Origin of the sequence: Mesobacillus sp. S13, assembly GCF_020422885.1 — a bacterium.
GTDB lineage: Bacteria > Bacillota > Bacilli > Bacillales > Cytobacillaceae > Mesobacillus > Mesobacillus selenatarsenatis_A.
In genome coordinates, this window is the sequence record NZ_CP084622.1 from 260,695 (window position 1) to 282,500 (window position 21,806).

At 44.8% G+C, this 21,806-nt stretch carries 13 protein-coding genes, 2 rRNA genes and 2 riboswitches (1 of these 17 running past the window's edge); of the genes, 12 read left to right on the top strand and 3 right to left on the bottom strand.

The features are described from left to right. Positions 1 to 168: 168 nt before the first annotated feature. Positions 169 to 1,164, top strand: a complete 996-nt coding sequence (locus tag LGO15_RS01475) for an ABC transporter substrate-binding protein (RefSeq protein ID WP_167834476.1) — start codon at positions 169 to 171, stop codon at positions 1,162 to 1,164. A 77-nt stretch (positions 1,165 to 1,241) separates the two neighbouring features. Here the strand turns inward: LGO15_RS01475 and LGO15_RS01480 are convergent, their stop codons facing one another. Genes LGO15_RS01480 through LGO15_RS01490 form a run of 3 tightly spaced genes read right to left on the bottom strand, consistent with a single transcriptional unit; the run spans position 1,242 to position 4,922 of the window. Next, positions 1,242 to 2,381: a Ger(x)C family spore germination protein gene (locus tag LGO15_RS01480; protein WP_226086407.1), complete on the bottom strand. Its 1,140-nt coding sequence runs from the start codon at positions 2,379 to 2,381 to the stop codon at positions 1,242 to 1,244. Further along, complete coding sequence (locus tag LGO15_RS01485) at positions 2,378 to 3,829, bottom strand: spore germination protein (protein ID WP_226086408.1); 1,452 nt, start codon at positions 3,827 to 3,829, stop codon at positions 2,378 to 2,380. The genes LGO15_RS01480 and LGO15_RS01485 overlap by 4 nt, the downstream gene beginning before the upstream one ends. Then, on the bottom strand, positions 3,795 to 4,922 hold the full coding sequence (locus tag LGO15_RS01490; protein WP_226086409.1) for an endospore germination permease: 1,128 nt from the start codon (positions 4,920 to 4,922) through the stop codon (positions 3,795 to 3,797). The genes LGO15_RS01485 and LGO15_RS01490 overlap by 35 nt, the downstream gene beginning before the upstream one ends. A 209-nt stretch (positions 4,923 to 5,131) precedes the next feature. On the opposite strand from LGO15_RS01490, the gene LGO15_RS01495 reads away from it, so the two are divergent. The 11 genes from LGO15_RS01495 to LGO15_RS01545 all read left to right on the top strand — a co-directional run. Beyond that, entirely contained in the window at positions 5,132 to 6,571 is a 1,440-nt protein-coding gene (locus LGO15_RS01495) for an esterase/lipase family protein (RefSeq protein ID WP_226086410.1), read from the top strand. Between the two features lie 470 nt (positions 6,572 to 7,041). Further along, positions 7,042 to 7,416 carry a hypothetical protein gene (locus LGO15_RS01500; RefSeq protein WP_226086411.1) on the top strand — a complete coding sequence of 125 codons (375 nt, stop codon included), beginning with the start codon at positions 7,042 to 7,044 and terminating at the stop codon, positions 7,414 to 7,416. Positions 7,417 to 7,637: 221 nt separating this feature from the next. Continuing rightward, positions 7,638 to 8,591, top strand: coding sequence for an AAA family ATPase (locus LGO15_RS01505; protein WP_167834482.1), 954 nt, complete (start codon positions 7,638 to 7,640; stop codon positions 8,589 to 8,591). A gap of 1 nt (position 8,592) precedes the next feature. Next, positions 8,593 to 9,810 (top strand): DUF58 domain-containing protein, encoded by a 1,218-nt coding sequence (locus tag LGO15_RS01510; protein ID WP_226086412.1) that lies wholly within the window; start codon positions 8,593 to 8,595, stop codon positions 9,808 to 9,810. After that, positions 9,807 to 12,023 (top strand): transglutaminase TgpA family protein, encoded by a 2,217-nt coding sequence (locus LGO15_RS01515; RefSeq protein WP_226086413.1) that lies wholly within the window; start codon positions 9,807 to 9,809, stop codon positions 12,021 to 12,023. Before LGO15_RS01510 ends, LGO15_RS01515 begins: the two co-directional genes overlap by 4 nt. A gap of 31 nt (positions 12,024 to 12,054) precedes the next feature. Continuing rightward, positions 12,055 to 12,156: riboswitch (purine riboswitch) on the top strand. Between the two features lie 152 nt (positions 12,157 to 12,308). Beyond that, positions 12,309 to 13,856, top strand: coding sequence for a glutamine-hydrolyzing GMP synthase (gene guaA, locus LGO15_RS01520; protein ID WP_167834485.1), 1,548 nt, complete (start codon positions 12,309 to 12,311; stop codon positions 13,854 to 13,856). A gap of 86 nt (positions 13,857 to 13,942) precedes the next feature. Beyond that, positions 13,943 to 14,044, top strand: a riboswitch (purine riboswitch). Positions 14,045 to 14,174: 130 nt separating this feature from the next. After that, positions 14,175 to 15,506 carry an NCS2 family permease gene (locus LGO15_RS01525; protein WP_167834486.1) on the top strand — a complete coding sequence of 444 codons (1,332 nt, stop codon included), beginning with the start codon at positions 14,175 to 14,177 and terminating at the stop codon, positions 15,504 to 15,506. A gap of 135 nt (positions 15,507 to 15,641) precedes the next feature. After that, on the top strand, positions 15,642 to 16,484 hold the full coding sequence (glcT, locus tag LGO15_RS01530) for a glucose PTS transporter transcription antiterminator GlcT (protein ID WP_226086414.1): 843 nt from the start codon (positions 15,642 to 15,644) through the stop codon (positions 16,482 to 16,484). A gap of 180 nt (positions 16,485 to 16,664) precedes the next feature. Then, entirely contained in the window at positions 16,665 to 18,740 is a 2,076-nt protein-coding gene (gene ptsG / locus LGO15_RS01535) for a glucose-specific PTS transporter subunit IIBC (protein ID WP_226086415.1), read from the top strand. Positions 18,741 to 19,109: 369 nt separating this feature from the next. Then, positions 19,110 to 20,659: ribosomal RNA gene (locus tag LGO15_RS01540) — 16S ribosomal RNA — on the top strand. Positions 20,660 to 20,866: 207 nt separating this feature from the next. Then, a 23S ribosomal RNA gene (locus LGO15_RS01545) occupies positions 20,867 to 21,806 on the top strand; it runs 1,995 nt beyond the window's last position. The 16S and 23S rRNA genes sit together here, the layout of an rRNA operon.

The window sequence follows — 21,806 nt, forward strand, 5'->3', positions numbered from 1 at the left end:
TGCTTGTTCTAAAATTCGATAAAAAAGCTCAAAATCTCCTATTGTCCCACTTTAGATACCGTGTTAATATCAGAATATTAAAAAAATACAAAAACAAAGGAGGAAGCAGATTAGTTATTTCTCCAGGGACGTACATAATCAGTTTGCATTTTCGGGAGGTCAGTTTAGATGAAAAAGACATTGGCAGTTATATTAAGTGGGGCTATGCTCTTGCTTGCGGCATGTGGAGGCGGAAGCGACGAGGCGAGCGGGGACAGTAAAGAAAAAATGGTTAAGATCGGAATTACCCAAATTGTTGAGCACCCATCTCTGGATGCGACAAGAGAGGGATTTATTGCTGCTCTTAAGGATGCAGGGTATGAAGAAGGCAAGAATCTCAAGCTGGATTACCAGAATGCACAGGGGGATATGAATAACAATGCATCGATTGCCCAAAAGCTGGTTTCGGATAAGAATGATCTTATTTTAGCGATTGCGACACCTAGTGCCCAGGCGGCAGTCCAGGCGACGAAGGATATACCGATTTTGTTCTCTGCCATAACCGATCCTGTCTCTGCCGAGCTTGTACAAAGTTTCGAAAAGCCAGGCGGAAATGCAACTGGATTATCTGATACTCATCCAGATGCCATCAAAAATACAATCGCTTCAATCAAAAAATTCGTCCCTGATGCGAAAAAGGTCGGTATCATATACAACAATGGCGAGCCGAATTCTGTCATAAATGTGAAGAATGCGAAAGAGGCTATAAAGGATGAGGGACTGGAAGTGGTCGAAACAACCATATCAACGAGCGCTGAAGTTAAGCAGGCAGCTGAATCAATGGTTGGCCGTGTCGACGTATTGTATATACCAAAGGATAACACTGTTGTAGCTGCACTTGAATCTGTCATCACAGTAGCAAATGACAAGGACATCCCAATCTTTTCCGGTGATGGAGATTCGGTAAAGCGCGGAACGTTTGCTTCCTACGGATTTGATTATCATGACTTGGGCTACACGACTGGTAAAATGGCAGTAGAAATCCTTAAGGGTAAGAAGCCGAGCGAAATTCCAGTAGGCTTCCCTGAAAACCTGGAACTGATTGTTAATAAGAAGGCTGCTGAAGAAGAAGGAATTACACTCACAGAGGATATGCTGAAAGACGCCAAGATTGTTGGAGAATAATGATTTGAGGTTCAAAGATGGCCATTCATTAAGTGATGAATGGCCATTTTTTGAATCATGTGAGCGAAGCAGCTCCGCTAATCATATTTATAGCTGTTGAAATGGAGGATTTGGACATCGACTTTCACATCTTTTAATGAACCCTCCTCTAAGTAAAAGGTATTTGTTGTTTTTACTTCTTTGTATTTATTAGGGTATGTCCTGTACCATTTTTCTCCGATGTTCAGAACATCAGCACGATTTTTCACTCCATTTGAATAGGTTGAAATCAGTTTCTTTTTTAGCTCCTCTTCGATCTCTTTTTTTAAAGTCTCTAAAGAAATGTTCCTGACTTTTTCCAGTAAATCTGCTTGTACACTAATTTCAAGGGAGAAGTGGGGGGCATCGGTTTCTTTTCGATATTTGATTTTCATTTTTGGGGAGGCTAGCTTGACAACTGCAGCTAATTCACCCGCTTCTTCTGCTCTTTGGGTCAATGACACTTTCTTTTCCAAAAGCCAGTCGATAAAGAGTGATTCCTCGAAAGGCAATGAATTCGTGTACTTTTGCTGTTGGAAAACCGCCAGACCATCAAAATATAATACCGGATAGCTTTTGTCAGCCTGCCAGCTTTCTTTATCGATTTTGACTAATGGAAGCTTAGCGGAGCCCATTGGCTCATTATATTGTCTTAAGAAGTCCATGAGGGTAGTAGGTTTTATTTCATCCTGAAATAATTCGGTGTCCCCTTTTTTATAAAGAACTGTATAGATAGCAGGATAATTAAAAAGGGCCTTTATATTTAAAACTTCCTGAATGCTTTCCTCTGTGGTCATCACTCGAAGCGTCGGCCGCAGCGAACGATTCCTGCCCACTTCCTCAATGACCTCATTGAAGCGATGTGTAACAATTCTTTGACTAAGAAGAAGGGTGATGACATGTCCGAAAAATAATGGTGGTTCTGTCCGATTGTACAGTTTGCTTACTGCAAGGTTTAAAGTTTCTCCTTTTGCGGATGCAATAAAGATTGGTATAGGTTCAGTAGGCCTGCTCCCCTCTTGCTTGGCAACATTGGCAAAATTCAGCCCTTGCAGGTAGGCAGTATATTCTTCTTTTTCGGGGTCATAATCCATACCTATCGCCACAATATACGTTAGATCCTGGATATTTTTAATATTTGAGCAGCCACTCAGCATTAAACAGCCGATGATCAAAAGAATAAGGCATGAATTTCTCATGAACGATTTCCACCTCTTGTCGGGTCTTCAGGGTTTGTTGAGGAGGTTCTCGACTTATAATACTGAGTCGGTGCTTTTAGGAAGGATTTTATGGCTTCCCTCAAGCTAATAGGAGCAATCGAAGCCAGATAAGGCGAGCCAAAGGATGAAATCGTCGAAAAGTAAAGAACGGTCAGGAGAAACCCGATTATCACACCAAATAATCCTAGGAAAGTGCTCAGAAATATAACGACGAATCTTATAACTGTAATCGCGGAGCTAAGAGACTGATTCACTAAAGTGAAAGATGAAATATAGGTTATCGCAGCCACGACTAACATCGTCGGTGACGTCAAGCCTGCCCTGATGGCTGCATCTCCGACAATCAGGCCGCCTAAAACAGCAACTGTCTGACCGATCGCCCTCGGCAAACGAACACCAGCTTCATTGAATAGCTCAAACAAGGAAAGAATGATGAACATTTCAATTGGTGCAGACAAGGGCAATCCAAAGCGGGAAACAGAGATGGTGGCTACAAGTAAATAAGGAATTTGTTCAATATTAAACGCAGAGAAAGCAATCCATGTTCCCGGCAAAAAAGCAGAAACAGTGATTCCGAGCATCCTGATCATTCTTTCTAATGAAACATAGGCATAGCTAATGTAACTGTCCTCAGGTGATTTTGTTTGCAGAAGCAAGTTAATCGGCGCAAAAGACACTGTAGGATTCCCGTCCACCATAAGAGCAAACCGTCCCTGGTTCAGTGCCTGGACAACAAAATCAGGTCTCCCTGTGTAGTCCATTGTTGGAAAGAAGGAGAGGGGCCTGTCCCGGATTCTTGATTCCAGGTCGTAAATGCTTGTTAATATGTCCAATTCAACATTAGACATCCGCCTTTGAATTTCATTGAGAACTTTTTTATCAATCAAATCATCGATATACAGCAATGCGACCTTTGTTTTACTTCTCTTGCCGATTGTGTACTTTTCCAGGCACAAGGAAGAGGTGTTCAGCCTTCTGCGGATTAAGGAGATATTCGTTTTTAAATCTTCTACAAAACCATCCTTTGGTCCTCTGATGGACGTTTCAAGTGCGGATTCTTCCGGCTGGCGTTTAGGCAGGTCTGCAGCCTGGATACTGAGCAGTTCTTCTTGAAACCGGAATAATACATTTCCGCCTAAGAGTAAATCGAGCACCTCTTCCAAAGGTTTGGAGGTTACATCTGCCACTTGGAAATAAGCAGTAAGCTTCTCTTTAGGAGAACCTTCTGAATCAGTACCAATTTTCGGCAATATATATTGGTCCAAATATTGAATATCAATCAAGCTTTCGAAATAAACGATCTCAAAAGAGCCTTTATCGGTCTTGTGTTCTTTACAGACGAAATCCTGACTGTTTTTTAGTCGTTCTTTAGCCTTTTCTATAAGACTTGATTTATGAAGAGGATTCGAGTTTATTGTTCTTGCCATTTCGTTCATCCCTTTTCATGAAAAATAACAGAATTAACGCTGATGCTAAGGTTTGGACCATAAAGAAAATCATGCTGGCCGGAAGAAAGTAAGCGAAAACGAAATGATAAAAAGAATAAGATTCTAAATCTAACATCATCAGACCAAATAAGGTTATATATAAGGTGACAATCAGCTTGGGTTTCAATCGGTAATGCTTCTTTTGATCTGTAAAAAACAGACCAATGAGATACATGAACAAGCCAATTCTAATCAAGGCACCACTCAGCCACTGATACAATGCGAAAAAATCCAAGTGAGAGATATACTCTCCAATGCTTAAAACACGCCATTGCTCATAGGCGGGATACCGATAGTGAACGGATTCAACTGGTCCAAATTCCATTATTGATGCGGTAAGTGGACCTAAGATCAATCCGGTAAGAATGGTCAACAAAATGAATAATTGCCTGAACTTGATACGTTCCTGAGAAAATGGATGCATTAATACCACCAGATATATTTCCAGAAGTCCGGATAGGGCATAAATGATCCCTTTGACAACAGGAAAATACCCATCAGCTAAAACAGGGAATAGCAAGGCAGGATCTTTTAAATCTGTGTTTGTCAGTGCGATGAATATTCCGAAAATCATGACAAGGGGCAATATGAAACCGCTGGCTATCGCCATATATTTAATTCCGGCGAGAGTGACCAAAAAACAAGCAACGATCAACATCGCATTGATAAAGAAAAAAGAAGTGTCGGCCAGGAAATATGCATTCAGCCAGATGATTAAATCCCTAAGAGTGATATAAGCGCTAGCAAATAAAAAGAAAATTATAGGGATGGAAAAAAGGATCGAAAAAGATTTCCCAAGTCTATTCCTGATCATTGAAAAGAAGCCCTCATGCGGACTTTTCTTGACAATGAAATAAATCAGCCAAAGGAAAACAAGAGAGATAGGAAAGGCCAAGAGAACACTTAGCCAGCTGTCACGTCCGGCTGCTGAAAGCAGGTTAGGAATCAGAATAACGTGATTGAGCAATCCGGTTGAAAGTAAAAGCAATAAAAATAACTGTCTAGGAACCAGGATCTTTATCAAGCTGTTCAAATTATCACCAATTCTTAAAAGGATAGATTTTATTATCACCATACGATAGAAAATTATGATGCTAGTTCGTTATTTCTTTTCCCAATAAAAGAAGCCCAGTTCCCATTCTTATTCGATGATCAGCACAATACACTTGAATGATGGCCTCAATTCGAAAAGGCCTGAAGAAAAAGGGGAGGGGTATGGGCTTGCGAAGGAGTAAGAGAATTATGTCATTATTAATGGTTTTATTGCTGATGGTTCCTGTTGGGGCAAGAGCCGGTGATTTGGGAGGAGGTTCCTCGGGAGTTCCGGGAACATGGTATGTAGGTGCAGAACCATCTTGGGTTGATCCTGCTAAAGCACCAATTGTATTTGTCCATGGGTATAATAATTCCGCATCTGTCTGGTGGGAAGGCAACGATATGTATGAAACCGCCCTGGCTAATGGCTATCAGACAGCATTCATTGATCTCTATTCAGATCGTGATATGTGGGAGAATGGGGCGATGTTAGCGCAAAAACTCAAGGTAATCTATGATTACTTCGGGCAGAAAAAGCTTATTGTTGTAGGTTATAGCAAGGGAGGTGTGGATGCACAGACTGCACTTGTCCACTATGGTGCGCATCCATATGTTTCGAATATGATTTCGCTGTCCTCGCCTCATCATGGCACCCAGCTTTCAGATCTTGCTCACAGCAGCGCGGCATGGTGGCTGGCTGCACTGCTAGGCAACAATAATGATGCAACTCGGTCGCTTCAAACAGGAAACATGAAATATTTTCGCAGCATCACAGATGGAAAAGCCGAAACGAAATTGAATAAGTACTATACGCTCGGGGGCTATAAATGGGGTTCGTTCGGCAGCGCTTTATACTGGGGAGGACTGTATTTAAGCAGTTATGGTTCGAATGACGGGGTCGTCACAGTCTCCAGCTCCCGCTTGCCTGGCGGAACAATCATCCGTGAAGGCGCCTGGAACCATACTACAATCCGTGAAGGCTCATATACTTTTTCGGTATTCAAACCGTACACAATGTCAGAGCAGACTGCCGGTTCAAACGCATTCTCGGCAGCCAGCATGACAGAACCAGTGTCTGAGACAAACCAGATTGTCAAAGGCGGCAAAGCGGATAAAGCCATCAAAGAAGACTTCGTGATCGAGGACGGAGCAGAAAGCTTCCAGATGGCATTCCTCAGTGAAAAGAAACTGAGTTCACTTAAACTGAAGGGACCAGATGGCCAGGAGTATAAGGCGGCAAAAGTTGAACAGGATACCGGTGAATTTTTTAAAGGTGCATGGGTCCATTCATTTAAAATCGATAAGCCAGAAGCAGGGAAATGGAAGGTAACGGGCCCAGCAGCGGCGTATATGCTGGTAGTCGGCATCGACAGTCCGCTTGTTGCTGAATTGAAAGACGCCAAGAATCAAAAGGTGAAGGCTTCATATAAAACAAAATGGATCAAATATGACCATGATGGCAAAAAGAAGCTAAAAGAAACCGGAAAAGGCTCGAAAGCTGGTAAAGTCCTCGACGGGGACCTAACGGAATCTGGGGTTTACAACCTGACGACAGATGTAACAGGTTTTGATGCTAAAGGAAAGCCATTTGAACGGACCATCATCGAATCCATCTATGTTGATGAAAATGGAAAGACCCACAGATAAAGGAGAAGGTGGCGGCTGGTGAAAACCAACTACTTCGTGTAAATGGTAGAAATGACGGAACGACTCGTTCGGACACCTGCATAAGGGTACATTGATTCCTGTAATGTGTCCTTATGAAAGAGAAAACCGGTGTATAAGGGTACATTGATCCCTGTAATGTGCCCTTATGAAAGTGAAAACCGAAGTATAAGGGTACATAGATCCGTGGAATGTGCCCTTATGAAAGAGAAAACCGGTGTATAAGGATACATAGATCCGTGGAATGTACTTTATGTAAGAGAAACGCCAAGCATAAGGGTGTATGTGTCTATAGACTGTCCTTATATAGCCATCTCCTATATAGCCTGTTCTGCCTATAATCCATCTGAGGTTGTAAGTCATATTTACTAATTTTTACATAAAAGATGGAGTAGCAGGGTCGCCGGACGATATAAAGGATAGGCAGAGTACGTACATCAGGAGGAGAGGTCATGCATGTTTTGGATTTGATTGCCAGGATTAACAATTGTGTCGAGGAACTGGATTTTGCTGCCGCAAGAATGTACATGGAAGAGAACATTGACATCCTGAACGAGAATCGCAGCCGTTTAAAATCAAATGCGCGAGAATTGCTTGAGTTTTTGACGAAGCGGATGGAGTCAGGGCAGCAGCCGCTCACCAGAAAAGACGTGGCAGTCATCAATGCAGTGAACAATTATGCTTCAAAATTTGACTTAAGGAGCTTGAAAGTGGTGATCAAGGACCACACGCTCTTGTTTATGCGGAATGATATTGAAGCCTATCTTAATATGGATGCGAGAATCATCCTTGAAGGGATGGGAGCCATCCCAAAGGCTGCAAGTTAAATAGAGTAAAAGGTTCAGATGCTGACGGCTTCTCGATAAGAGACCGTTTTTTTTTTTTTTTGAATGAAACATTCCTAACAAAACCCCCGTCTATTACTAAGCGGTAATATTTTCATCTGCCATATAACAGGATTTTGACAGAAAATAGCGAATATAGACTTATTGAAGTAAAAAAAGCAATGGGTCTACGTAGATAAATAGATTTTAGGGGGAAATTTCCGATGAGGAATCAGATGAATCCAACAGTTGATAGAATACTGGGGAATATTGATAAGGTTATGACAGGAAAGCGTAATGTAGCAGAGCTAAGCTTGATCGCGCTGCTTGCAGGCGGACATGTGCTGCTTGAGGACGTGCCGGGTGTCGGCAAGACGATGATGGTCCGCGCTCTGGCGAAGTCTGTAAGCGCTAAATTCAGGAGGATTCAGTTCACACCAGACCTGTTGCCTTCTGATGTAACAGGGGTATCGATTTACAACCCGAAAGAGATGGAATTTGAATTCAGGCCAGGACCAATCATGGGCAATATCATTCTCGCCGATGAAATCAACAGAACATCTCCAAAGACACAGTCGGCTCTGCTAGAAGGAATGGAAGAGCATAGTGTGACGGTTGACGGCGTAACCCATATACTTGGCAAGCCGTTCTTCGTCATGGCGACACAGAACCCGATTGATTATGAGGGTACATATCCACTGCCGGAAGCACAGCTTGACCGTTTCCTTTTAAAAATGAAAATGGGCTATCCTGCGATGGATGAAGAAATGGAAGTTTTGAACCGAGCGCAGCGTAACCTTCCGATTGAAGACTTGCAGCCTGTTGTATCACTTGAAGATCTGCGCGAACTGCAGCAAAGCATTAAAGAAGTGGTAGTAGATGAAACGATCAAGCGATACATTGTGGAGCTGGCCAGCCGGACTAGAGGCCATTCGAGTGTATACCTTGGTGTAAGCCCTCGTGGTTCTATTGCTTTGATGAAGGCTGCCCAGGCATATGCATTTATTTATGGAAGGGATTATGTCATTCCTGATGATGTCCAGTACCTTGCTCCATATGTATTCGCCCACAGGATCATTTTGAAATCGGAGGCCAGGTTCGAAGGGATCACAACTGAGGATGTCGTCAACAGGGTGTTGGCGAGGGTGCCTGTGCCGGTCCAAAGGCTCGTGAAGTAATATGAAGAAATTTTTCCAAAAGTTCAAAGAGGTTTGGAAACTGATCGTTTTACTGTTATTGATTCTAATTACCTTTTCATATGCCATGTTCCAGGGTGGCTTTGTCAGCTGGTTCCTGTTTTACAGCTTCTTGCCTTTCGCTCTGTACGCCCTTGGCCTTGCCTTTTATTCAATAAAGGATATCGAGGCCGAAAGGGTGTATACGAAGCAGGAATATAACGCTGGTGAGAAGTTCAAGGCAAGTGTCGTGCTGGACAGGAAAGTGTCATTCCCGCTTTTTTACGCAATTGCCGAGGAAGAGGTAGGAGATACACTTACGGGGAACAGGGATATTGAAAAAGCGAAAACGATGCTGTTTCCAGGATTCAACCGGGCATTCGGCTTTGACTATACCATTGAAAACCTTCCCCGGGGTGAACATTCCTTAGTGGGGATCAAGTTTAAAACGGGAGATCCGCTTGGATTGATTGAAAAAGAAAAGATCCTGCCGGTTGAAAATAAGATACTCGTGTACCCTGCTTATCAGGATATGATTTATAGGCCTGTAGCACATCATTTTGATCAGGGAATGACCGCTTCGAAGGAACGAGTCCAGCGGGATACATCCATGGCAATTGGTGTTCGAGAATACCAGCCGGGAGACCGTTTTTCATGGATCAACTGGAAGGCGACAGCTAGACGGAATGACATTATGACGAAGGAATTCGAACAGAGGCAGTCTCACGACGTGACGATTATAATGGATTGTGCCCCTGAGCAGCGCTTCGAGATAGTCGTTTCTTTCACCGCTTCCGTCATCAGGGCTATTTTACGAAAAGGTGCACAGGTCGGATTATTGACATTGAGTGCTGAACGGAAGGCGTTTCCGGCCCGTGGCGGTGAAGCCCAGCAGCAACAGCTTCTTTACCATCTGGCTAAAATCAGGGATGAGAGTCCGGTCCCGTTTAACCGGGTCCTTGAGACAGAGAGTTTTTTAGCGCAGCAGAACAATTCAATCATGATGATCACCGCCCAATTGACGAAAGAGTTGATCGAAAAGGCTTCTTTCTATAATCAACGGAATGGATCGGTGAGCATCTTCCTGATCAAGAATAGTCAGGAATCGCCGACAAATATGGAAAAGAACTTAAGGGCGTCAGCAAATGCGAGGGGAATCCATCTTGTGATGGTACACGACGGACATTTCTCGGAAGCCTTCTCGGAGGTGAATAGAGGTTGAGGATTGATAAAACCAAAAAAGACTTTGCCTTCTTTTTACTGTTTATTTTCAGCTTTTTGCTGCTTTGGGAATGGCTGCGGCCATTGAAGGAACTGACAGATACTGGACACTTAAGTGTATTTCTCGGTTTTGTATTCATCGCATTAATGATGTACTTTTTCAATATGCCGATCCTCCCTTCGGCTATCATAAAAATCATCATAATCCTGTATTCCGTTCACTTTATGTATTATGACGGAACCTTCTTCAGTCTGGAATGGTTCGGTCAGCTGGTCAATGAAGTGATCGCTAATTCATCGATTATCATGAATGCCGAATGGACTGAAATATCCAATGCATTCAGGACGTTATTGTTCTTTATCTTGCTTTGGCTGATGGCATACCTGATTCAATATTGGCTGATTAACAGAAAACAAATTTTTGTGTTTTTCTTCATGACGCTTGTTTACATCACTGTGCTGGATACGTTCTCTCCATATGAAGCGGACCTGGCAATTGTCCGGACAGTGATTGCGGGTTTTGCTGTAATGGGAATGCTGGCTTACTACAGGATTGCCGATAAGGAAGTAGTGAATAAGAACCTGAGAAGTGCGAAAAAGTGGATGGTTCCACTAATCGCCATGATTGTCCTGAGTGTAGGTGTTGGTTACGCGGCTCCAAAGGCTGATCCGATTTGGCCGGACCCTGTGCCATTTATCACCTCCTATAATCAAGACTCAGGCGATGGCAGCGGCGGGGTGAAAAAAGTCGGCTACGGAACGGATGATTCAGCACTTGGCGGACCGTTCATCGGAGACGACCGGGTCGTTTTCACTGCTGAAGCCGATGGACGTCATTACTGGCGGATTGAAACAAAAGACTTCTATACAGGTAAAGGATGGATTGCAGACAAGGGGACTGCCGTGCCAGTAGAATTTTTGCCTGAGCAGACCATCCCGATGGAGCCTTTTGAAGCTGAAGTCAAAACCGAACAGCGTACGAGCAAGGTTGTCCCAAAGATTGGTTATCCTCACCTTGTCTATCCTTTGGGTGTGACACAAGTTGAGGCATCTTCAGGCCGCTCAACCCTGCAATTCAGCCTTGATCCGACAACTGAAAAAATCACGTCCATCGCAGACGGGCAAGCAGGCTCAATTGGGCCATACTCGCTTACCTTTAACCATCCGGTGTACAGTGTAGAAAAGCTTAAGACAGCCGGACCTGAAGAACTGGCAGCAGAGTTTGCCTTTGTCTCGAAATACACACAGGTACCAGAAGGGCTTCCGGAGCGGGTAGTGAAGCTTGCTGAGGAGATAACAGAAGATAAGAAGACCTGGCTGGAAAAAGCACAGGCGATTGAAAAGTATTTCCGATCGAATGATTTTGTCTATGACCAAACGAATGTGGCAATCCCAGAGGATGATGAGGATTATGTCGATCAGTTCCTGTTTGAAACACAGCGAGGCTACTGCGATAATTTCTCGACTTCGATGGTCGTCATGATGCGTTCTGTTGGTATACCTGCCCGTTGGGTAAAGGGTTATACAGAAGGGGAATACATCGATACATTGGAGAATGGCCGCCGGCTTTATGAAGTCACAAATAATAATGCTCACTCATGGGTAGAGGGTTATTTCCCAGGTGTTGGCTGGGTACCATTTGAGCCAACGCAAGGCTTTACGAATAACGTTCAATTCGAGTATGACAATAAAGACGACTCACAAAATCAGACGGGGCAGGAAGAAGAGGAAGATACAACACCTGCTGCTCCGGTGAAGCCGGACCTCCCAGAAGAGCAGGCACCGGTTGACAAGCCAAAGGTCTCTTTTTCAGATGGCCTGAAAAATGCGGGGGCAATCCTGCAGAATAACTTCCAGAAAATCTTCCTCACATTACTTGTATTGGCCGTATTCGCTGCGATCATGTATAAACTGAGAGGAAGATGGCTTCCTATCATGTATATCCTTCTCTATAAATACACAAAGCAAAATAAGTACATGGAGAAAGCGTATATTGTCCTGTTGAAGCAGCTTGGAAGATACGGTATCAAGAGAGAGAATGGCCAGACACTGCGCGATTATGCCTACTATGTGGATTCGTTCTTCTCTACGAATGAGATGCGCTGGCTCACTGAAAAGTATGAAGAGTATCTTTATCGTGGCAATCAGGATGAAAACATGTGGCAGGATGCGAAAAAGTATTGGGAGTTCATGATTCGGAAAGTTAGTGCTTGACCGTTAAAATATTATACTGATACAATGTTTGCAACTATATAGAATCAACCTTCATATATCCTCGATAATATGGTTCGAAAGTATCTACCAAATCACCGGAAATGATTTGACTATGAAGGCAGGCTTCTTTTTTGTTCGTAACAGGCTGGAATCCTGCTTTCCTATTATTTTTGGAGGCAGGATTCTGGCTTTTTTTATTTAAAAAACGCGGGTGCAAACCATACTATTTACATAACCTTCTGCTTAAGGAAGTTCCGCGTTCCTATTTTATGATGAGGTGACTTTATGAAAACCGAGCTGCAAGACCAGGAAAAAATCATTGTATTAGACTTTGGCAGTCAGTATAACCAGTTGATCACAAGAAGGATCAGGGAGTTTGGCGTTTACAGCGAGCTTCATCCACATACGATTACGGCAGCGGAGATCAAGGAGATGAATCCAAAAGGAATCATTTTTTCCGGCGGCCCGAATTCTGTCTATGATGAAGGAGCGTTCCGTTGTGATGAGGAGATTTTTGAACTTGGCTTACCGATTCTAGGGATCTGCTACGGAATGCAGCTGATGACGATGCATTTCGGCGGGAAAGTCGAGAAGGCGAAGAACCGTGAATATGGGAAAGCGCTGCTGACACTTCATAACCAGAACAGATTATTTGAAGGAACACCGGGCGAACAGGTTGTCTGGATGAGCCATGGAGACCTTGTGACAATGTCACCTCCTGGCTTTTCGGTGGATGGCATCAATCCTTCCTGCCCAATTGCGGCCATGAGTGATGAGAGCCGCAAGCTTTATGCAGTCCAGTTCCATCCGGAAGTACGCCATTCCATCTATGGAAATGACCTTTTGAAAAATTTCGTATTCAAAGTTTGCGAATGCGAAGGAAATTGGTCGATGGAAAACTTTATCGAAATCGAAATAGAAAAAATCCGCCAGCAAGTCGGAGACAAGAAAGTTCTGTGTGCGCTTAGCGGGGGAGTGGATTCCTCGGTGGTCGCAGTCCTGATCCACAAAGCGATTGGCGACCAGCTGACTTGCATTTTCGTTGATCACGGTTTATTGAGGAAAGATGAAGCGGAAGGCGTTATGAAAAATTTAGCTGACGGCTTCAATATGAATGTCATCAAAGTCGATGCGAAGGACCGTTTCTTGAGCAAGCTGGAGGGAGTTTCAGACCCTGAGCAGAAGCGCAAGATCATTGGTAATGAGTTCATCTATGTATTTGACGATGAAGCAGAAAAGCTGGAAGGCATTGAGTTCCTGGCACAAGGAACATTGTATACCGATATCATTGAAAGCGGGACAGCTACAGCCCAGACCATCAAGTCGCATCATAATGTAGGCGGACTGCCTGAGGATATGCAGTTCAAATTGATTGAGCCATTGAATACATTATTCAAGGATGAAGTCCGTGCGCTTGGCACTGAACTTGGCATGCCGGAAGAAATCGTTTGGCGCCAGCCATTCCCTGGACCAGGCCTCGGTATCCGTGTCCTAGGAGCCATAACGGAAGAAAAGCTGGAGATTGTTCGCGAATCAGATGCTATCCTGCGGGATGAAATCAAGAAGGCAGGCCTGGACCGTGACATCTGGCAGTATTTTACCGTGCTGCCTGATATCCGCAGCGTGGGTGTCATGGGCGACGCCAGGACCTATGATTACACAATCGGAATCCGTGCAGTCACGTCCATCGACGGGATGACATCAGACTGGGCAAGGATCCCCTGGGATGTTCTAGAAGTCATCTCCACCAGGATTGTCAACGAAGTGGACCACATTAACCGCGTCGTTTATGATATAACCAGCAAACCGCCAGCAACCATTGAATGGGAATAAAACACGAACGATATTAAAAACGGACATGAAAATGTTCGTTTTTTTATTGACTCGGGGCAAAAGTCCTGATAGAATGAATCTGAACTTAATATTTTGTCATAATTCGTCGTATAATGTTGGGGATATGGCCCAAAAGTTTCTACCGAGCTACCGTAAATGGCTTGACTACGAGGTATAGAATTCATGGCTGGCAATCTATCAAGCTTTTAATCTATTGCCGCCATCATTTCTCCTATTGCCTTTAGTCAACGCCCGGTATCCCGAGGCGTTTTTCTTTTTGGCTGTATTTCCTGAAAACTATTCAGGGGGAAATGAAAAATGAAGAAGTATTTCGAGTTTGAGAAGCTTGGCACGAACTATCGCCGCGAATTCATCGGCGGGATGACAACGTTCCTTGCCATGGCGTACATCCTGATTGTTAATCCGAATATCCTCACTCTGGCTGACATACAGGATCTGCCGGATTCGTTGAGGATGGATGCCGGTGCTGTTTTTGTAGCGACAGCTCTTGCGGCAGCTGTAGGTTCCATCATCATGGGACTGATCGGTAAGTACCCGATCGCCCTTGCTCCGGGAATGGGTTTGAACGCATTCTTTGCTTACACAGTTGTTCTTAGCCACGGTGCTCCATGGCAGCACGCGCTTGCCGCAGTCTTCATCTCAAGTGTATTCTTCTTGCTCCTGACAATTTCAGGCTGGCGTGAAAAACTGATCAATGCCATCCCAGTTGAACTCAAGCATGCAGTTGGGGCAGGAATTGGGTTGTTCATCACATTCATTGGTTTGAAAAATGCAGGAATCATTGTCGATAATCCAGCAACACTTGTTGGATTGGGCGACTTGACAAATGCCAATACATTACTAGCGCTTTTTGGTTTATTAATTACGGTCATCATGCTGACAAGAGGCATTCACGGTGCTGTTTTCTTTGGAATCATCATAAGTGTTATTGTCGGAATGATTTTCAATCTTATTGATACGCCTGAAAAGGTAGTTGGGGCAGTACCAAGCGTAGCGCCAACATTTGGAGCAGTTTTTACAGCATTCGGTGATCCATCTTTCTATACATCAACCATGCTCGGGATTATCCTGACCTTCTTGTTCGTCGATTTCTTTGATAACGCAGGTACACTTGTGGCAGTTGCCAACCAGGCAGGTCTGATGAAAGAGAACAAGCTACCGCGCGCCGGCCGCGCATTGTTTGCAGACTCGATCGCTTCACTAGTTGGTTCCATCTTTGGTACGTCGACAACTACATCCTATATTGAATCATCTGCAGGTGTTGCATCAGGTGCCAGAAGCGGATTTGCTTCCCTGGTTACAGCAGGATTCTTCCTGTTATCGCTATTCTTTTTCCCGCTGCTTTCTGTAGTCACTTCGGCAGTGACGGCGCCGGCATTGATCATCGTCGGTGTGCTGATGGTTTCTTCACTGGGCAAGATTGAATGGGGTCGTTTTGAAATCGCAGTGCCATCATTCTTGACAATGATTGCGATGCCTTTGTCATCTAGCATTGCTACTGGGATCGCGGCAGGATTCATTTTTTATCCAATCACGATGCTCGTAAAAGGAAAGTCAAAAGATGTCCATCCAATTATGTATCTGTTTTTCGTGATTTTCGTTCTATACTTTGTGTTTCTAACAGAATAGCAGGGAGGTCCAGCGGCTGACGCTGGATCTTTTTTTGCCAAAAATTGAAGAGCTCCTGTCAAATACTTCGGATTGACTTATAAATCTTCGTTTTATACGATATTCCCATAGAACAAGCTGAAACGGGGATACAGCATGGATAAAATCGAAGTGAAAAAGGGTTTGAATAATAATGTCTTAATTGCTGACCATCCAACGTTCGGAGAAGTCATCCTGATTGGCAAGGGCATTGGCTTCAATCGGAAAAAGGGTGACAGCCTAGAAGAGGGTCAGGCAGAGAAGATGTTTGTCCTGAAGGATGAAAAGGAACAGGCAAACTACATTAAACTTTTGCCATTTGTTGAGAATGATCTGCATGAGGCCATCATTTCTTCTATTGAATTAATCAAAAAACGGACAGCGAGCCAACTGAACGAACACATCCATGTTGCCCTGACCGATCACTTAATGTTCGCGGTCAACAGGATTGCAAAAGGGATGGAATTCAAGAATCCATTTTTGGTGGAAACCAAGACACTGTATCCGACCGAATTTGAAATTGCGAAGGAAGTTGTACAGCTGATTAAAGAGAAGTCTGGTGTTGAACTTCCAGATGGGGAGATCGGCTTTGTTGCCCTCCATATTCATAGTGCCGTAATGAATCGCAATCTGTCTGATGTGAACAAACACTCACAACTTGTGACAAAACTGGTACAGATGATTGAGGAGAACCTGGATATCGTCATTGATAAAGAAGGCATTGACTATACAAGACTAGTCCGCCACATACGATTCACGATCGAAAGAGTCAATAATGGGGAAAAAGTAGAGGAACCAGAAAAATTTGCAGACCTCTTGAAAGAAGAATATCCTCTGTGTTACAATCTTTCGTGGAAACTCATTAAAGTGATGCAGCAGACCTTGAAAAAACAAGTATGCGATGCTGAAGCCGTGTATCTGACGATGCATCTGCAAAGGCTTCAGAAAAAAGTTAAATAGGCATTTATTTTTTACGTGTTACTGATTCGATCAGGCATGAGTAAAGAATGTAATTGAAATGGAGTTTTATGGGTAATATATCCGTATGCTTCTTTCCGCTACATCTTTCTCATGCCTTTTTTATTTGTTTTTTTATTGTTTGTAACCGCTTTAGGAGAAAAAATTACAGGAGGTCTTCCTATGTTAAAGAAAGCTTTTGGTGTTCTTCAAAAAGTAGGTAAAGCGCTGATGCTTCCAGTTGCACTATTGCCAGCTGCAGGTATTTTGCTTGCTCTTGGTGCTGCGCTTCGCAACCCTGCTTTGCTGGAGCTTGCTCCATTTTTAGATAACAGCGGCGTCGATATGGTAGCTGCTGTCATGCAAAAGGCCGGGGACGTTGTCTTCGGAAACCTTCCGCTCTTATTTGCGGTCGGTGTTGCCGTCGGTTTAGCTGGCGGTGAAGGTGTAGCCGGTCTTGCGGCAATCATCGGGTACCTGATCATGAATGTGACAATGGGTACAGTTCTTCAAATCACACCAGAGGATGTAAATGGACTTAACTATCAAAACATCCTGGGAATCCCAACCCTGCAAACGGGTGTATTCGGCGGTATCATCGTTGGTATAATAGCTGCCGCTCTTTACAATAAGTTCTTTGAAATTGAATTGCCATCCTATCTTGGGTTCTTCGCTGGTAAGCGTTTCGTGCCAATCATTACAGCGGGAACAGCCATTTTGCTTGGTTTAGCAATGCTTGTCATCTGGCCGCCAATCCAAAATGGCCTGAATGCATTCTCGCAAAACATGGTTCACGCCAACTTGACTTTATCTGCGTTCATCTTTGGAGTAGTTGAACGTTCATTGATTCCATTCGGATTGCACCATATTTTCTATTCACCATTCTGGTATGAATTCGGCCAATATACTACATTAGCTGGCGATGTTGTCCGCGGTGACCAGCGTATCTTCATGGCTCAGATTGGGGACAACGTACAAGACCTGACTGCTGGTACGTTCATGACTGGTAAATTCCCGTTCATGATGTTTGGCCTTCCAGCAGCAGCTTTAGCGATTTATCAAGAAGCACGTCCTGAAAGAAAAGCAGTCGTCGGCGGTTTGATGGTATCTGCAGCATTGACATCATTCCTGACAGGGATCACAGAACCACTTGAGTTCTCATTCCTGTTCGTAGCACCAGTACTATTTGGGGTTCACGCGATCTTTGCAGGTCTATCCTTTATGACGATGCACCTGTTAAATGTAAAAATCGGTATGACATTCTCCGGTGGTCTGATTGACTACATTCTGTTCGGTCTGATCAACCCTCAGACAAATGCATGGATTGTTATCCCTGTAGGTTTAGTGTTCGCGGTCATTTACTACTTCGGCTTCCGTTTCGCGATCCGTAAGTTTAACCTGATGACTCCAGGCCGTGAAGAAGTAGAAGAAGATGAGGTAGAAGGCTCAGCGAAAGGACAAACTAGCGACCTTCCATATGAAGTCCTTGAAGCAATGGGCGGAAAAGAAAATATCGCTCATCTTGATGCATGTATCACCAGACTTCGTGTATCAGTAAATGACATTAAGGATGTCGACAAAGACCGTTTGAAAAAGCTTGGTGCAGCTGGCGTACTTGAAGTCGGCAACAATATCCAGGCGATCTTCGGACCGCGTTCAGAGACAATCAAAGGTCAGATGAGAGACATCATGAATGGTAAAAGGCCTCGTCCGGTCGAAACGAACCAGGCAACAGAAGTTGAACAGCAAATCGAAGAAGTAAATCCAGAAGCGTTGCAAACGCACCATGACGCAGATGCAAGCGCTGATGTATTTGTTTCTCCTATTAAAGGAGAAATCTTGCCAATCACTGAAGTGCCTGACCAAGTCTTCTCAGGCAAGATGATGGGAGACGGTTTTGCGATCGTTCCTGCTGAGGGTACAGTTGTATCACCAGTAGACGGAAAGATCGTCAACCTGTTCCCGACAAAGCATGCGATTGGTATTCTGTCTGACTCTGGACGGGAAATCCTCATCCATGTTGGTATTGACACTGTTAATTTGAAAGGACAAGGGTTTGAAACACTTGTTTCTGAAAATGATACAGTCACCAAAGGACAGCCGTTATTGAAAGTGGACCTTGATTACATTAAGAAAAACGCAACATCCACTATCACTCCGATTGTTTTCACGAACCTTTCGGAAGGCGAGAGCATTGTCATTAATAAAAAGGGCAATGTAGATGTGAAAGACGAGGATATCATTAAGATTTCTAAATAAGCCATAATAGCTGCCGGTCTCCTGAATGGAGGCCGGCTGTTTTTATATAGAAGAAAAGGATCAATCGAAATGTTTCCCAATTATTTCAAGGATAAATCATGTTGACTCTGGGCATGTCCGGTGATAGTATATAGAAACAGTCGCGAACAGGTTAACAACATTTTCTAGATGTGAAAATTAATTTGAAATTAGTTGTTGACATTCAACGCTGTGATGTGATAAATTATTAAAGTCGCTTCTGAGCGGCGCGCATGACTTGCTCTTTGAAAACTAAACAAACAAGCGTCAACAAACAATAAATTATCATGACTTCTATTTATAGAAGAACATGAGCCAACGTTTTAACTTTATGAGCTAACTCATAACTCTTTCTTGGAGAGTTTGATCCTGGCTCAGGACGAACGCTGGCGGCGTGCCTAATACATGCAAGTCGAGCGGATCTTCATTAGCTTGCTTTTGAAGATCAGCGGCGGACGGGTGAGTAACACGTGGGCAACCTGCCTGTAAGACTGGGATAACTTCGGGAAACCGGAGCTAATACCGGATAATCCTTTCCCTCACATGAGGGAAAGCTGAAAGACGGTTTCGGCTGTCACTTACAGATGGGCCCGCGGCGCATTAGCTAGTTGGTGAGGTAACGGCTCACCAAGGCAACGATGCGTAGCCGACCTGAGAGGGTGATCGGCCACACTGGGACTGAGACACGGCCCAGACTCCTACGGGAGGCAGCAGTAGGGAATCTTCCGCAATGGACGAAAGTCTGACGGAGCAACGCCGCGTGAGCGATGAAGGCCTTCGGGTCGTAAAGCTCTGTTGTCAGGGAAGAACAAGTACCGGAGTAACTGCCGGTACCTTGACGGTACCTGACCAGAAAGCCACGGCTAACTACGTGCCAGCAGCCGCGGTAATACGTAGGTGGCAAGCGTTGTCCGGAATTATTGGGCGTAAAGCGCGCGCAGGCGGTTCCTTAAGTCTGATGTGAAAGCCCCCGGCTCAACCGGGGAGGGTCATTGGAAACTGGGGAACTTGAGTGCAGAAGAGGAGAGCGGAATTCCACGTGTAGCGGTGAAATGCGTAGAGATGTGGAGGAACACCAGTGGCGAAGGCGGCTCTCTGGTCTGTAACTGACGCTGAGGCGCGAAAGCGTGGGGAGCGAACAGGATTAGATACCCTGGTAGTCCACGCCGTAAACGATGAGTGCTAAGTGTTAGAGGGTTTCCGCCCTTTAGTGCTGCAGCAAACGCATTAAGCACTCCGCCTGGGGAGTACGGCCGCAAGGCTGAAACTCAAAGGAATTGACGGGGGCCCGCACAAGCGGTGGAGCATGTGGTTTAATTCGAAGCAACGCGAAGAACCTTACCAGGTCTTGACATCCTCTGACAACCCTAGAGATAGGGCGTTCCCCTTCGGGGGACAGAGTGACAGGTGGTGCATGGTTGTCGTCAGCTCGTGTCGTGAGATGTTGGGTTAAGTCCCGCAACGAGCGCAACCCTTGATCTTAGTTGCCAGCATTCAGTTGGGCACTCTAAGGTGACTGCCGGTGACAAACCGGAGGAAGGTGGGGATGACGTCAAATCATCATGCCCCTTATGACCTGGGCTACACACGTGCTACAATGGATGGAACAAAGGGCTGCAAAACCGCGAGGTCGAGCCAATCCCATAAATCCATTCTCAGTTCGGATTGCAGGCTGCAACTCGCCTGCATGAAGCCGGAATCGCTAGTAATCGCGGATCAGCATGCCGCGGTGAATACGTTCCCGGGCCTTGTACACACCGCCCGTCACACCACGAGAGTTTGTAACACCCGAAGTCGGTGGGGTAACCTTTTGGAGCCAGCCGCCTAAGGTGGGACAGATGATTGGGGTGAAGTCGTAACAAGGTAGCCGTATCGGAAGGTGCGGCTGGATCACCTCCTTTCTAAGGATATTGCCGTAATGGCAATCGGAATGCGAACCTTCTGGTTCGTACTGTTGACTAGCTTGTTTGTTTAGTTTTGAGGGAGCAATTCTCTCAAAGCTTTTTTGTTCCTTGAAAACTAGATAATCGTAAGTAAGAAGAACCAAGAAAAACCGAGTGATCGCCATTTTAGTTTTCTCTCTATTCAATTAGAGAAATGACCTTTTAGGTTAAGTTAGAAAGGGCGCACGGTGGATGCCTTGGCACTAGGAGCCGATGAAGGACGGGACTAACACCGATATGCTTCGGGGAGCTGTAAGTAAGCTTTGATCCGGAGATTTCCGAATGGGGAAACCCACTGTTCGTAATGGAACAGTATCTTTACCTGAATACATAGGGTATTGAAGGCAGACCCGGGGAACTGAAACATCTAAGTACCCGGAGGAAGAGAAAGCAAACGCGATTCCCTGAGTAGCGGCGAGCGAAACGGGACATAGCCCAAACCAAGAGGCTTGCCTCTTGGGGTTGTAGGACACTCTACATGGAGTTACAAAGGAACGGGGTAGATGAAGTGGTCTGGAAAGGCCCGTCAGAGAAGGTAAAAACCCTGTAGTTGAAACTTCGTTCCCTCCTGAGTGGATCCTGAGTACGGCGGGACACGAGAAATCCCGTCGGAAGCTGGGAGGACCATCTCCCAAGGCTAAATACTCCCTAGTGACCGATAGTGAACCAGTACCGTGAGGGAAAGGTGAAAAGCACCCCGGAAGGGGAGTGAAAGAGATCCTGAAACCGTGTGCCTACAAGTAGTCAGAGCCCGTTCATGGGTGATGGCGTGCCTTTTGTAGAATGAACCGGCGAGTTACGATTACATGCAAGGTTAAGTTGAGAAGACGGAGCCGCAGCGAAAGCGAGTCTGAATAGGGCGAATGAGTATGTGGTCGTAGACCCGAAACCAGGTGATCTACCCATGTCCAGGGTGAAGGTTGGGTAACACCAACTGGAGGCCCGAACCCACGCACGTTGAAAAGTGCGGGGATGAGGTGTGGGTAGCGGAGAAATTCCAATCGAACTTGGAGATAGCTGGTTCTCTCCGAAATAGCTTTAGGGCTAGCCTCACGTTGTAAGAGTCTTGGAGGTAGAGCACTGTTTGGACTAGGGGCCCTCATCG

Bases quoted from the DNA above. Each gene is read 5' to 3' on its own strand.
- LGO15_RS01475 (WP_167834476.1), top strand. From the start codon at position 169: ATGAAAAAGACATTGGCAGTTATATTAAGTGGGGCTATGCTCTTGCTT.
- LGO15_RS01480 (WP_226086407.1), bottom strand. From the start codon at position 2,381: ATGAGAAATTCATGCCTTATTCTTTTGATCATCGGCTGTTTAATGCTG.
- LGO15_RS01485 (WP_226086408.1), bottom strand. From the start codon at position 3,829: ATGGCAAGAACAATAAACTCGAATCCTCTTCATAAATCAAGTCTTATA.
- LGO15_RS01495 (WP_226086410.1), top strand. From the start codon at position 5,132: ATGTCATTATTAATGGTTTTATTGCTGATGGTTCCTGTTGGGGCAAGA.
- LGO15_RS01500 (WP_226086411.1), top strand. From the start codon at position 7,042: ATGCATGTTTTGGATTTGATTGCCAGGATTAACAATTGTGTCGAGGAA.
- LGO15_RS01505 (WP_167834482.1), top strand. From the start codon at position 7,638: ATGAGGAATCAGATGAATCCAACAGTTGATAGAATACTGGGGAATATT.
- LGO15_RS01510 (WP_226086412.1), top strand. From the start codon at position 8,593: ATGAAGAAATTTTTCCAAAAGTTCAAAGAGGTTTGGAAACTGATCGTT.
- guaA (WP_167834485.1), top strand. From the start codon at position 12,309: ATGAAAACCGAGCTGCAAGACCAGGAAAAAATCATTGTATTAGACTTT.
- LGO15_RS01525 (WP_167834486.1), top strand. From the start codon at position 14,175: ATGAAGAAGTATTTCGAGTTTGAGAAGCTTGGCACGAACTATCGCCGC.
- glcT (WP_226086414.1), top strand. From the start codon at position 15,642: ATGGATAAAATCGAAGTGAAAAAGGGTTTGAATAATAATGTCTTAATT.
- ptsG (WP_226086415.1), top strand. From the start codon at position 16,665: ATGTTAAAGAAAGCTTTTGGTGTTCTTCAAAAAGTAGGTAAAGCGCTG.